Below are 12,876 nucleotides of genomic sequence, written 5' to 3'. Positions count from 1 at the left end.
TAAGAACGCTTAGAAATTATTTAGCCAACGTTGGCGGCAAGTTGATGCCGATTCGCACCGTTATCGCCACAAATGCCCGCTGCGGGCGCCGCTGAAAACCCTGTAAAAATTAGGTGGAAGCGCATCAGGATTCCACTCGGACAAGGTTAACGGTTATAGTGGATATTATTAAGTGAAAAATCCCTGCGGAACAACGAAGTCAAAATAGGAGTCATCATGACCTGGGAGTATGCGCTGATTGGTTTGGTCGTCGGTATCGTGATTGGTGCGGTGGCGATGCGTTTTGGCAACCGTAAATTACGTCAACAACAAGTCCTGCAGAACGAGCTGGACAAGAGCAAAACCGAGCTGGAAGAGTACCGTCAGGAGCTGGTCGGCCACTTTGCCCGCAGCGCCGAGCTGCTGGACAACATGGCGCGCGATTATCGTCAGCTGTATCAGCACATGGCGAAAAGCTCGAACAACCTGCTGCCGGATCTGCCGATGCAGGAAAATCCGTTCCGCTATCGCCTGACCGAAGCGGAAGCAGACAACGATCAAGCGCCGGTGGAAATGCCGCGCGACTATTCGGAAGGCGCCTCCGGCCTGCTGCGCGGGCAAAGCGCGCGCCGCGACTGACCCCCTTCGCCCGCGGGGCCACCCGCGGGCTTCCTCCGTTTACCATCTTGACCTTCCCTCGCATTACCTTTACTGAACTTTGCACGCAAATTCACGGTCTTACCCTTCACTATGACAAGGTGATTGCCTTATCATCAAATTTTCATCGGCAGGTATTGAGAGAGTTATAATCAATGAAGAAAAAGTCGTTAATTCTTAGTGCATTGGCAATGAGCCTCGGCCTGACGCTCAGCTCCGTACCGGTGGCCAACGCGGCCCTGCCCGTCGCCGTTCAGGGGCAGCCGCTGCCGAGCCTGGCGCCGATGCTGGAAAAAGTCTTGCCCGCCGTAGTGAGCGTGCATGTCGCCGGCACTCAGGTGCAGCGTCAACAACTGCCGGAAGAGTTCAGACGCTTCTTCGGCCCTAACTTCCCCGGCCAGCAGCAAAGCTCCCGTCCGTTTGAAGGGCTGGGCTCCGGCGTGATCATCGACGCCGCCAAAGGCTATGTGCTGACCAATAACCACGTCATCAACAACGCCGATAAAATCCGCGTGCAGTTGAACGACGGTCGCGAGCTGGACGCCAAGCTGGTCGGCCGCGATGAGCAATCCGACATCGCCCTGCTGCAGCTCAGCGACACCAAAAACCTGACCGCCATCAAGATGGCCGATTCCGATCAGCTGCGCGTCGGCGACTTTGCCGTCGCGGTCGGCAACCCGTTTGGCCTGGGCCAAACCGCCACTTCCGGCATTATCTCGGCGCTGGGCCGCTCCGGCCTGAATCTGGAAGGGCTGGAAAACTTCATTCAGACCGACGCCTCCATCAACCGCGGCAACTCCGGCGGCGCGCTGGTTAACCTGAACGGCGAGCTGATCGGCATTAATACCGCCATTCTGGCGCCGAGCGGCGGCAACGTCGGCATCGGTTTCGCCATTCCGAGCAATATGGCGCAGAACCTGAGCCAGCAGCTGATTGAATTCGGCGAAGTGAAACGCGGCCTGCTGGGCATCAAGGGCAGCGAAATGACCCCGGATATGGCCAAAGCCTTCAACACCGACGCGCAGCGCGGCGCCTTCGTCAGCGAAGTGCTGCCGAAATCCGCCGCCGCCAAGGCGGGCATCAAGGCCGGGGATATCCTGGTCTCCGTCGACGGTAAACCGGTGAGCAGCTTCGCCGAACTGCGCGCCAAAGTCGGCACCACCGCGCCGGGCAAAACCCTCAAGGTGGGCCTGCTGCGCGATGGCAAACCGCAGGAAGTCTCGGTCACGCTGGACAACAGCGAGAGCGCCTCGACCAACGCCGAAACGCTGTCGCCGGCGCTGCAGGGGGTTTCCCTCAGCAATGGCGCGTTGCCGAGCGGCGACAAGGGCGTGAAGGTGGAGAACGTGGATAAAGGGTCAACGGCGGCGCAGATCGGCCTGCAGAAAGGCGACGTGATCATCGGCGTCAACCGTCAGCGCGTGGACAACATCACCACGCTGCGTAAAGTGCTGGAGGCCAAGCCACCGGTGATGGCGCTCAATATCGTGCGCGGCAACGAAACCATTTATCTGCTGCTGCGTTAATTTGTGCAAAAACCGGGCTCGGTGACATACTGCGCCCGGTTAACTCATGCTATCCTCCGAACATCGTTCACCACACCACGAAAACTCCATGTTTGCTAAGCTCTTGCGTTCTGTCGTTATCGGTCTCATCGTTGCCGGCCTGCTGCTGGCCGCACTGCCCATGCTGCGTTCTTCCAACGGCCTGTTTGCAGACAAACCTGAGAGCACCAGCGACGAAACGCCAGTGAGCTACAACAAAGCGGTGCGCCGCGCCGCGCCCGCCGTGGTGAACATTTACAACCGCAACCTGAACGGCGCCGCCAACGTGCTGTCGCTCGGTTCCGGCGTGATCATGAATGAACGCGGCTATATCATCACCAACCGCCACGTGATCAAAGACGCTCAGCAGATCACCGTGGTGTTGCAGGATGGCCGCCGCTACGAAGCGCTGTTGGTCGGCTCGGACGGCCTGACCGATTTGGCGGTGCTGAAGATCGATCCCGGCAATTTGCCGGTGATCCCGACCAATAAAAATCGCGTTGCCCACGTCGGCGACGTCGTGCTGGCGATCGGCAACCCCTACAACCTGGGGCAGACCGTCACACAGGGCATCCTCAGCGCCACCGGCCGCATCAGTATGAGCACCACCGGCCGACAGACGTTCCTGCAGACCGACGCCTCCATCAACCGCGGCAACTCCGGCGGCGCGCTGGTCAACTCGCTGGGCGAGCTGATCGGCATCAACACCCTGACCTATGACAAAATTACCGACGGCGAAACGCCGGAGGGCCTCGGCTTCGCCATTCCGATCGAACTGGCCACCAAAATCATGGACAAGCTGATCCGCGACGGCCGCGTCATCCGCGGCTATTTCGGCATTCAGGGCAAAGAGATCATTCCGCTGCGCTCGTCCAATTCCGGCATCGATCGCCTTCAAGGCATCATCGTGACCGAGATTACGCCGAACGGCCCGGCGAGCAGCGCCGGCTTCCAGATCAACGACATCATCATCAACGTGGATAACAAACCGGCGGTGTCCGTGCTGGAGACCATGGATCAGGTGGCGGAGATCAGACCGGGCACCGAGATACCGGTTATCGTGCTGCGTGACGGCAAGCGCATTACGTTGAAAATGACGGTGGGTGAATTCCCGGAAGACAGCAATTAACCCTCTTAATCTCTCTCGATATACGTGCCGTTTTTTCTCCAACAAAGAACGGCACGGGCTCTCCCTTTTCTTCCCATCATCACCCGACCACGTTGCTTTCTATCGCCCATAAAATAATCTCACTTTATTCTAATGCTAAAATCATCATATCCACAGACCTACCATTATAATAAAAAAATAAATCAGCACTGATACATATTAATTAATACCGATTAAACAGATAATTAATAAAAGCACACCCCAAAAAACAAGAAAAATCCAATCAAAAATGAAATAAGAAAATAATTTTATTGCATCGAAAGAAACCAACCACAATAATATTGGCGACAATACTCTCCGCATTTACATTGAAACAGAGCAAGTTTTTATTCTGCCTGAAATGGAATTCTTTTCGTGAATAGTATAAATAATAAAAAAGCCATGAGCGAATATAAGCTCGGTGGATTCTTAGTGTTTATCCACACTGCGATGCACCGCCAGCTCCACGTTGAGATATCAGCAAGCATCCTGTTATTGACAGCCTGCCCCATAGCAACCGCGGCAGTTTTACCTAACGCAGGGCAGGCAATGCGAGATCTTGAAGAGGTACGTCTGAGCGTTCCGCCTCCGGTAGAAATGAAACCACCTTCACCGCAGATTCGCGCTATTTCCCCCGTTAAGGACAACTCACCCAGCTTATTGGTAAGCGGATTTACCCTTACCGGGAATAAGTCAATTCCCTCTGTACAGATATTACCTTTGCTCGCCGATTTCAAAGGAAAAAAACTAACGGTGGCGCAGTTAAAAGCAGCCGTGCAACAGGTGACGCTCTATTATCGTGAACAAGGTTATGTTTTGGCCAATGCTTATCTCCCCAAACAAGAGATTGTTAACGGTCAGGTACGTATTGATATCGTTGAAGGTTATTATGGAAATATCACGGTAGATAATGACTCACAGATCCGCGACGGCGTACTGCGTTGGCAGTTGTCGAATGTACGCAGCGGTATGCCGATCACTGACGCGCAGTTAGAGCGAAACCTTTTGCTGCTCAATGATATACCCGGCGTCTTGATCAATAGCACCCTGTCGGCAGGATCACGTCCCGGCACCACGGATTGGCGAATCAAAGCGACGCCCGGAGCGCGCGTGGATGGTGTCCTGCAAGCGGATAACTTTGGCGATGCCTATACCGGCGAATATCGAGGCGGTGCAACGCTCGGCATCAATAATCCCCTGTGGTTGGGTGACCGCCTGGACCTCCGCTTGCTGAGCAGTGATAAACATCAACGCTATTACCGCATGGCCTATCAACTCCCGGTCAGCCCTTGGGCGACGCGAGCCGGCGTTGCGCATTCGTACATGAACTATCGATTAGGCAAAGATTTCAGCGAGCTGAAGGCCCACGGCGATGCCACCCTCACAAGCGCCTTCCTTATCCAGCCTCTGCTGCGCAGCCGCACCCTGAACGTCAATGCACAGCTGCAGTTCGATGACAAAAAACTCCACGACGATATCGATCTCTTCGACAGCCGCAGCCGTAAACACATCAGCCTATGGACGGCAGCCGTAGACGTCAACGCGCAGGATCGCTTACTGGGCGGTGGACAAAGCGTGGCTTCACTGTCTTACGGCATCGGCAACCTGCACATTGAAGATCCCTCAGCTCGCCGCTGGGACGGCCGTACAGCGAAAACCGAAGGGCAATTTAGCAAGCTGTCACTGAGCGCATTGCGACTGCAAAACCTGGGAGGCGCTTTTCAACTCTATACCCAACTCAACGCGCAATGGGCCCCCGGCAACCTGGACTCGTCAGAAAAATTCAGCGTTGGTGGCCCTTATGGCGTTCGCGCCTACGCACCGGGCAGCGGCAACGGCGATTTGGGCTGGCAGGCCAGCATGGAATTGCGCTATGCCCTCAGGCCCGGTTGGCAACTGAGCACCTTTGTCGACCAGGGACAGGCTCGCCTCAACCGGCAGCCCTGGACGACGGAGAAAAATCGCGTGCACATGTCAGCCGCCGGTTCTTCGCTCACCTGGGGAGGAACAAACCATCAGATCGGTCTAACGGCAGCCTGGCCGCTGGCCGGTTCAGGCCTAGGCAGTGATACGGATAAATCCCCCAGAATTTGGCTGCAGGCGGCCAGGTACTTCTAACCCTCTGCAGCTAAAGACCTGCTGCTGGAAAGCGGCACTCATGAAAAATAAGGAAATGAATAATGAATAAAGTCTATGCATTGGTATGGAACCCGGTTCGGGAATGCTGGAACGTGGTCAACGAACACTGCAGCCGATGCGGCAAAGGCGGCAGCAAGCGCCGTCTGGCGGTGGCGCTGTCCCTGCTGAGCCTCCTGCCACTGGAGCAAGCCCTCGCCCTGCCGAGTGGACAAAACATCGTGGCAGGCCAGGGTGACATCACCTCCAACGGCCAGAACATGACCGTAACTCAGCACAGCGACAAATTAATCACCCAATGGGATAGCTTCAACGTAGGTGGCAACGAGAGCGTAACGTTCCGCCAGCCAGGCGAGACATCCGTGGCGCTCAACCGCGTCATCGGTGTGAACGGTAGCGATATTCAGGGCAAAATCAACGCCAATGGCAAGGTGTTCATCGTCAACCCGAACGGCGTGATTTTCGGCAAAAATGCACAGGTGAACGTCGGCGGATTGGTCGCCTCGACGCACGACATCAGCAACGCCGATTTCCTGGCGGGTAAAAACCGCTTTACCGGCAGTTCACAGGCAGAGGTCGTCAACGAAGGCCGTCTTCAGGCCGCTGAAGCCGGCAGCATCGCCCTGTTGGGCGCCCGGGTGAATAACCAAGGGGTGATTCAGGCGAATATGGGCACCGTCGCATTGGGTGCGGGTGACGATATTACGTTGAACTTCGATGGCAACAAATTGCTTAATCTGCAGATCGATGCATCAGCGCTCAATGCATTAGCACAAAACGGCGGCGTCCTGCGTGCCGATGGCGGCCAAGTGTTGATGAGCGCCAAGGCCGCAGGCGATGCGCTAAGAACCGTGGTAAACAATCAGGGCGTCATCCAGGCAGATACCGTACGTGAACAAGCTGGCCGAATCGTACTGGACGGCGGCGACAAGGGTCTCGTTAACGTTAGTGGCACCCTGCTCGCGACGGCCAGCACCGGCAACGGCGGCTTTATTGAAACCAAAGGCGCACAGGTCGTCGTGCAGCCAACGACCAACATCAGCACTCGCTCTCTCAACGGTAAAGCCGGCAGTTGGAAATTGGCATCGGCCGACGTCAGTGTGAAGGACGGCGGCACGCTCAGTGCCCAGACTCTGGAACAAGCTTTAGAAAACAGTAATGTAAAACTGGTCAGTACCAAAGGTGATGTCAACGTTTCTCAACAAGTGCGCTGGCAGAATGCCAACAAACTGTCGCTGACGGCCGAACAGGCAGGCATCAAGATCAACGCGCCAATTAAAGCGACCGGCACAGGCGGCGCTTTGGCGCTTAACCACAAGACGGGTTATACGCTGAACAATGACGCGTCTGTGACCCTCTCGGGTGCCAACGCTGCATTCAGCGTCAACGGTGAAAATTATAAGGTCGTGCAAAATCTGGCTCAACTGCTGGACATCAACAATGACCTGAACGCGCGCTACGTTCTTGGCAACACCATCATCGACAACAGCAAAATCAAAGCCATCGGTGGCGATTACTCTTTCAATGGCACTTTCGAAGGGCTGGGCAATACCATTCAGGGCCTGCACATCGTCGACAGCGGTCCATTCCTCGGCTTGTTCAACACGTCCACCGGGGCGATCAGCAACCTAAAACTGGACTCGCTGACCTTAACGGGCAATGGCAATACCCTGTATACCGGTGCCCTGGCGGGGGTAAACTTTGGCACCGTATCCAATGTTCAGGCCACCCGTATCAATATCAGCAGCGGCGGTGACATCGGAGGCCTAGTCGGTATCAACTTCAGCAAAATCACCGGCTCTTCGGCCTCGGGTAAAATAACCGGCAACACAGGCAGAAGCGCGATTGGCGGCCTGGTGGGTGTCAACCGGGGTGAAATCCACAATAGCCAGGCTAACGTCAACGTTTCAACCGCCGGTGGCGCGTCTTACAGCGATGTCGGCGGTTTGGTTGGCCGCAATGACGGTTTGATCGTCAGCTCATCAAGCCTGGGGACGATCAGCGCCATAGGCGATCAAATGAATGCCGGCGGCTTGGTCGGCGTCAACAACGGTACGATTACGGACTCTACCTCCGACGCAACGGTCAACGCAAAAAGAAACAGCCGCATCGGCGGTCTTGCAGGCATCAACACAGGTAAAATCAGCAATGCAACAGCCAATGGCAGAGTGAATGGAGAAAACGCCGACGCTATCGGCGGGCTGATCGGCCGTAACACCGGTGCATTGAACAATGTGAGGGCAAATGGCGACGTTGTTGATGCTTTCGCGCGTAGTGTCGGCGGCTTGATCGGCCTTAACGAGAAAAACGCACACGTGCAAAATGCCTATGCGAAGAACACTGTAATCGGTGGGCACAATGCCAATATCGGCGGCCTCATCGGGCTCAACTACGGTAGGCTGAGCAATGCCTCGGTGAACGGAAAAGTGATCGGCGGTAATAACAGCATCGTCGGCGGCTTGGTAGGCGATAACTCTGGCGATCTTACGGATATCTCCGCACAGAGCGAAGTTTATGCCGGTAAGGCAAGTCTGGCTGGCGGCCTGGTTGGCCGCAATAATGGCGCCACCATTGCCGACGCCAAAGCCCAAGGTTCCGTCACCGGCGTTTACAGCCGAGCCTTAGGTGGGCTTATCGGCGAGAATAACACCGGAACGCTCAACAACGTCAGCGCCAACACGCGCGTAAGCGGCGGCAACGATGCCTATGTGGGGGGGCTGATCGGCTATAACCGCAACGCACGTATCACTCAGGCGACGGCTTTCGGGGAAGTTAAGGCGGCAGACAACAGCCGCATCGGCGGCCTGGTCGGCCACAATGAACAGGGTACTATCAACGCGTCGGTCGCGAATGTTAGCGTCTTTGGCGGTGCGAGCAGCCAGATCGGTGGCCTGGTGGGGTATAACAAAGGTTCGTTGGAACAGGTCAAAGCACAAGGCAACGTTACCGGCGCTGCCGGCAGCGATGTGGGTGGATTGGTTGGTCTTCACGATGTGGGCAGCAAGATCGAAACCGCCAGCGCAAGCGGCTATGTAACCGGAGGGGTTGGTAGCGTTGTCGGTGGACTGGTCGGCCGCAATGGCGGCACCATCGACAAATCTTCTGCTTCCGGTCGAGTGGACAGTGCCGGCGTCTCTCAACGAGGCGGTTTGATTGGGCTCAACGTGGGTTATTTATACAATTCTACCTTCACGGGCCTTATCGCGCCTAAATCGAAAGAAGGCCAATGGGTCGGCAGCCTGATTGGATCGAATTTCGGCGGTGAGTCGAAAAACAATACGGTCACCGGCGCCTCCACTGACCAACCGCTGTATGGCCGAGGCTTACCAAGTACCTGGTAATATCGCTCGCGACATACCGCAATAACAAAAACGGCTTCCCATCGCGGAAGCCGTTTTCTGTTTAGCTGAAGAAGCTGCCTTACTCGCCTTTCACACGCTCGATGTTCGCACCCAGCGCGCGCAGCTTGTCTTCAATACGCTCATAGCCGCGATCGATATGGTAGATGCGATCGACGACGGTCACGCCGTCGGCGATGCAGCCGGCGATCACCAGGCTGGCGGAAGCGCGCAGATCGGTCGCCATCACCTGAGCACCGGACAGCTGTTCAACGCCATGGCAGATCACGGTGTTGCTCTCGATTTCCGCGTGCGCCCCCATGCGGATCAATTCCGGCACGTGCATGAAGCGGTTTTCGAAGATGGTCTCGGTGATAACGCCGGTGCCTTCCGCCACCAGGTTCAACAGGCTGAACTGGGCCTGCATGTCGGTCGGGAAGCCCGGGTGCGGCGCGGTGCGCACGGTGACCGCTTTCGGGCGCTTGCCGTGCATGTCCAGGCTGATCCAGTCTTCGCCCACTTCGATATCGGCACCGGCTTCACGCAGTTTGGCCAGCACCGCATCCAGCGTATCCGGACGGGTGTTACGGCACATCACTTTGCCGCCGGAAACCGCGGCGGCGATCAGGAAGGTACCGGTCTCGATACGGTCAGGCAGCACGCGATACACGCCGCCGCCCAAACGCTCGACGCCCTCGATGGTGATCTTGTCGCTGCCTGCGCCGCTGATCTTCGCGCCCAGCGTATTGAGGAAGTTGGCGGTATCGACAATTTCCGGCTCACGCGCGGCGTTCTCGATAACGGTCGTGCCGGTCGCCAGGGTCGCGGCGCTCATGATGGTCACGGTCGCGCCCACGCTCACCTTGTCCATCACGATGTGCGCGCCTTTCAGACGGCCATCGACGGACGCCTTGACGTAACCTTCTTCCAGCTTGATCTCGGCCCCCAACTGCTCCAGGCCGGTGATGTGCAGATCGACCGGACGCGCGCCGATCGCGCAGCCGCCCGGCAGGGAAACCTGACCGCGGCCGAAACGTGCCACCAGCGGCCCCAGCGCCCAGATGGAAGCGCGCATGGTTTTCACCAGATCGTAAGGCGCGCAAAACTCGTTCACGCCGCTGGCGTCCACGAAGACCGAACCGTTGCGCTCAATCTTGGTGCCCAACTGGCTGAGCAGTTTAATGGTGGTATCGATGTCCTTCAGCTTGGGGACATTCTGCAGCTCGACCGGCTCTTCCGCCAACAGGGCGGCGAACAGGATCGGCAGGGCGGCGTTTTTGGCCCCGGAAATAGACACTTCACCGCTCAGGCGGGTCCGACCCTGCACACGAAATTTATCCATCTGACTACTCTCTGTTATCTAATCTGAAGCTGCCCGCCCGGCAGGGCAAACAGCCTTAAAATCCGTTGAGTTTGCGGTCTCGCTGCCACTCTTCAGGGGTGTACGCCTTGATAGACAAGGCATGAATGCGGTTGTCCGCAATGTATTCCATCAGCGGTGCGTAAACCGTCTGCTGTTTTTTGACGCGGCTCATGCCGGCGAACAGTTCGCCGACCACGATCGCTTGAAAATGGCTGCCGTCGCCCGTCACGTGCGCTTCATCCAGTGCCAATGCCTGCATCAGCACGTCTTTAATCTCGTTGGTTTCCATAGTATCCAGTTCTGCCGCTAAAGGATCATAAACAGCCTAGTATCTTAGTGGAATACGATGTTTTCTTAAACTAAAGAAAAAGCCCCTGCATAACAGGGGCTTTGTATCGTTTAACCACGCAAAGGCGGTGTAAAACGCCGCTAACCGGCGGTATCGACAGGCATTATCGCCTGCAGGTTGTAGAGCGCGATCAGCGTTTTCAGACGCTCGGTGACGCCGAAAATTTTTAGCGCGACGCCACGTTGGCGCTGCTCTTCCTGCAGATGCAGCAACAGCGCCAGCCCGGAGGAGTCCACGCGCTGCAGTTGCGCCACGTCGATCGCGGTTTTATCCGCCATCAGCGCGTCGCGCTGCCGCCACAACGGCAGCAGCGTTTCACGGTCCAGTTCACCGCGCAGGATCAGCGTCTGCTGCTCTGATTCGAAGCTGAGCGCTGCCGACATCAGTTTTTCTTGTCCAGCGAGATTGGCTGCGCGGCAGCGGCCTGCAGCTGTTTGGTCAGGCCGTCGATGCCCTGAGTACGCAGCGTAGACGCCCACTCGTTTTGCTTGGTGGTGATCATGCTGACGCCTTCGGCGATCATGTCATACGCCTGCCAGTAGCCGGTTTTGCTGTTCTTGCGCCATTGGAAATCCAGGCGCACCGGCGGGCGGCCGCCGTTGTCGATGATGGTGACGCGAATGGCCACGATGTCGGCGTTGCCCAGCGGCTGTTCAGGCGCGATCTGGTAAGTCTGGCCGTGGTACATCGCCAGCGCCTGGCCGTAAGCCTGCTCCAGGTAAGCCTGGAAAGCGGTGAAGTAAGCTTCGCGCTGCGCAGGCGTCGCATCTTTGTAGTAACGGCCCAGCACCAGCGCGCCGGCGTATTTCACCTGCACGAACGGCATCAGTTCCTGATGCACGATGGAGCGCAGGTAGTTCGGGTCCTGCTTGATCTTCGGCTGTTCGTTCTTCAAACGGCTGAAGGTCTTCTGCGCCGCGTCTTGCATCATGCTGTAAGGATTGGTTTGGTCGGCTGCGCTCGCCAGCGGCGCAACCACCAGCAGAGCCACCATCAGTAAACGTTTAAACATGCAGGTATCCTCTCTTAATGATTTGGAACAGCGGGTTGCGGTGCAGCGCCGGCAGCAGGCTCAGCGGCCGCATCTCCCGGTTTGGCGCTGTCCTGACCGCCGCTTTTATACAGGAACTGGCCGATCAGATCTTCCAGAACCATGGCTGATTTAGTGTCCTGAATGGTGCCGCCGTCTTTCAGAATGGTGGTGCCCATATCAGGATCTTCGAAGCCCACGTTAAGCGCCAGATATTGCTCGCCCAGCAGGCCGGAGGTGCGGATCGCCAGCGAGCTGGTATCCGGGATTTCGTCGTACTTTTTCTGGATATCGAGCGCCACGCGCGGCGTGTAGGTTTTCGGATCGAGTTCGATGTCGGCCACGCGGCCGATCACCACGCCGCCGATCTTCACCGGCGAACGCGGTTTCAGGCCGCCGATATTGTCGAACGTCGCGTAAACGCGGTAGGTCGGCTCGCTGCCGATCGATTTAAGGTTCGCCACCTGCAGGCAGATAAACACGATGGCGCACAGCGCGATCAGCATGAATGCCCCAACCCAGATTTCACTCTTCTTCGTTTGCATCGAATCAATTCCCAAACATCAGTGCGGTCAGCACGAAATCCAATCCCAACACCGCCAGTGACGAATGCACCACGGTACGCGTCGTCGCCCGGCTAATCCCTTCAGAGGTAGGCACGGCGTCATACCCGTTGAAAATGGCAATCCAGGTTACGGTAATGGCGAACACCACGCTCTTGATCAGGCAGTTGAGCAGATCTTTTTTCCACTCTACGGCGCCTTGCATCGCCGACCAGAAGAAGCCGCTGTCGATGCCCTTCCAATCCACGCCGACCACCGAGCCGCCCCAAATGCCGATCGCCACGAAGATGATGGTCAGCAGCGGCATGCTGATCATCCCCGCCCAGAAACGCGGCGCCACGATGCGCCGCAGCGGATCGACCGCCATCATTTCCAGGCTGGAGATCTGTTCCGTCGCCTTCATCAGGCCGATTTCCGCCGTGAGCGCGGAACCGGCGCGGCCGGCGAACAGCAGCGCCGTCACCACCGGCCCCAGCTCGCGCAGCAGCGACAGCGCCACCATCATGCCGAGGCTGGCTTCAGCGCTGTAGGTGGTAAGCACGATATACCCCTGCAGGCCCAGCACCATGCCGATAAACAGCCCGGAAACCATGATGATCAGCAGCGACTGCACGCCGACGCTGTAAAGCTGTTTCAACAACAGCGGCCACTGCTTGCCGGGTTCCGGCCGGCCAATCAATGCGTTGAACAGCATCAACCCGGCGCGGCCGAAGCTGGCGCTGGTGTTGATGCCACTGCGCCCCAGAGACGCTAACGCTCTTAATAACATG

11 protein-coding genes are annotated in these 12,876 nt (G+C 57.1%); 5 read left to right on the top strand and 6 right to left on the bottom strand.

The annotated features are described in order from the left end of the window. Positions 1 to 216 precede the first annotated feature (216 nt). The 5 genes from zapG to ITX55_RS11555 all read left to right on the top strand — a co-directional run bounded on the left by zapG (position 217) and on the right by ITX55_RS11555 (position 8,804). Positions 217 to 618 carry a Z-ring associated protein ZapG gene (zapG, locus tag ITX55_RS11575; protein ID WP_004937074.1) on the top strand — a complete coding sequence of 134 codons (402 nt, stop codon included), beginning with the start codon at positions 217 to 219 and terminating at the stop codon, positions 616 to 618. A 173-nt stretch (positions 619 to 791) separates the two neighbouring features. After that, positions 792 to 2,162: a serine endoprotease DegQ gene (degQ, locus tag ITX55_RS11570; RefSeq protein WP_025304368.1), complete on the top strand. Its 1,371-nt coding sequence runs from the start codon at positions 792 to 794 to the stop codon at positions 2,160 to 2,162. 88 nt (positions 2,163 to 2,250) lie between these two features. Further along, positions 2,251 to 3,309, top strand: coding sequence for an outer membrane-stress sensor serine endopeptidase DegS (gene degS, locus ITX55_RS11565; RefSeq protein WP_033651254.1), 1,059 nt, complete (start codon positions 2,251 to 2,253; stop codon positions 3,307 to 3,309). Positions 3,310 to 3,702: 393 nt separating this feature from the next. Then, positions 3,703 to 5,445 (top strand): ShlB/FhaC/HecB family hemolysin secretion/activation protein, encoded by a 1,743-nt coding sequence (locus tag ITX55_RS11560; RefSeq protein WP_370632659.1) that lies wholly within the window; start codon positions 3,703 to 3,705, stop codon positions 5,443 to 5,445. A gap of 62 nt (positions 5,446 to 5,507) precedes the next feature. Continuing rightward, positions 5,508 to 8,804: a GLUG motif-containing protein gene (locus tag ITX55_RS11555; RefSeq protein ID WP_108682056.1), complete on the top strand. Its 3,297-nt coding sequence runs from the start codon at positions 5,508 to 5,510 to the stop codon at positions 8,802 to 8,804. A 79-nt stretch (positions 8,805 to 8,883) separates the two neighbouring features. Here the strand turns inward: ITX55_RS11555 and murA are convergent, their stop codons facing one another. The 6 genes from murA to mlaE all read right to left on the bottom strand — a co-directional run bounded on the left by murA (position 8,884) and on the right by mlaE (position 12,875). Continuing rightward, on the bottom strand, positions 8,884 to 10,143 hold the full coding sequence (gene murA / locus ITX55_RS11550) for a UDP-N-acetylglucosamine 1-carboxyvinyltransferase (RefSeq protein WP_019453131.1): 1,260 nt from the start codon (positions 10,141 to 10,143) through the stop codon (positions 8,884 to 8,886). Positions 10,144 to 10,198: 55 nt separating this feature from the next. Beyond that, positions 10,199 to 10,453, bottom strand: coding sequence for a BolA family iron metabolism protein IbaG (gene ibaG, locus ITX55_RS11545; RefSeq protein ID WP_025304370.1), 255 nt, complete (start codon positions 10,451 to 10,453; stop codon positions 10,199 to 10,201). A gap of 140 nt (positions 10,454 to 10,593) precedes the next feature. Then, positions 10,594 to 10,896: a lipid asymmetry maintenance protein MlaB gene (mlaB, locus tag ITX55_RS11540; protein WP_033644499.1), complete on the bottom strand. Its 303-nt coding sequence runs from the start codon at positions 10,894 to 10,896 to the stop codon at positions 10,594 to 10,596. Next, positions 10,896 to 11,525, bottom strand: coding sequence for a phospholipid-binding protein MlaC (mlaC, locus tag ITX55_RS11535; protein ID WP_033644498.1), 630 nt, complete (start codon positions 11,523 to 11,525; stop codon positions 10,896 to 10,898). The genes mlaB and mlaC overlap by 1 nt, the downstream gene beginning before the upstream one ends. Positions 11,526 to 11,539: 14 nt before the next feature. Beyond that, the gene (gene mlaD / locus ITX55_RS11530) at positions 11,540 to 12,088 is read right to left on the bottom strand and encodes an outer membrane lipid asymmetry maintenance protein MlaD (RefSeq protein WP_033644497.1); all 549 of its coding nucleotides are present in this window, start codon (positions 12,086 to 12,088) and stop codon (positions 11,540 to 11,542) included. A gap of 4 nt (positions 12,089 to 12,092) precedes the next feature. Then, positions 12,093 to 12,875, bottom strand: a complete 783-nt coding sequence (mlaE, locus tag ITX55_RS11525; protein WP_033644495.1) for a lipid asymmetry maintenance ABC transporter permease subunit MlaE — start codon at positions 12,873 to 12,875, stop codon at positions 12,093 to 12,095. Position 12,876 lies beyond the last annotated feature (1 nt).

Origin of the sequence: Serratia sp. EWG9, assembly GCF_019913725.1 — a bacterium.
Classification (GTDB): Bacteria; Pseudomonadota; Gammaproteobacteria; order Enterobacterales; family Enterobacteriaceae; genus Serratia; species Serratia ureilytica.
The sequence above is the reverse complement of the archived record's forward strand: the minus strand, read 5'-3'. Positions and strand labels throughout refer to the sequence as shown.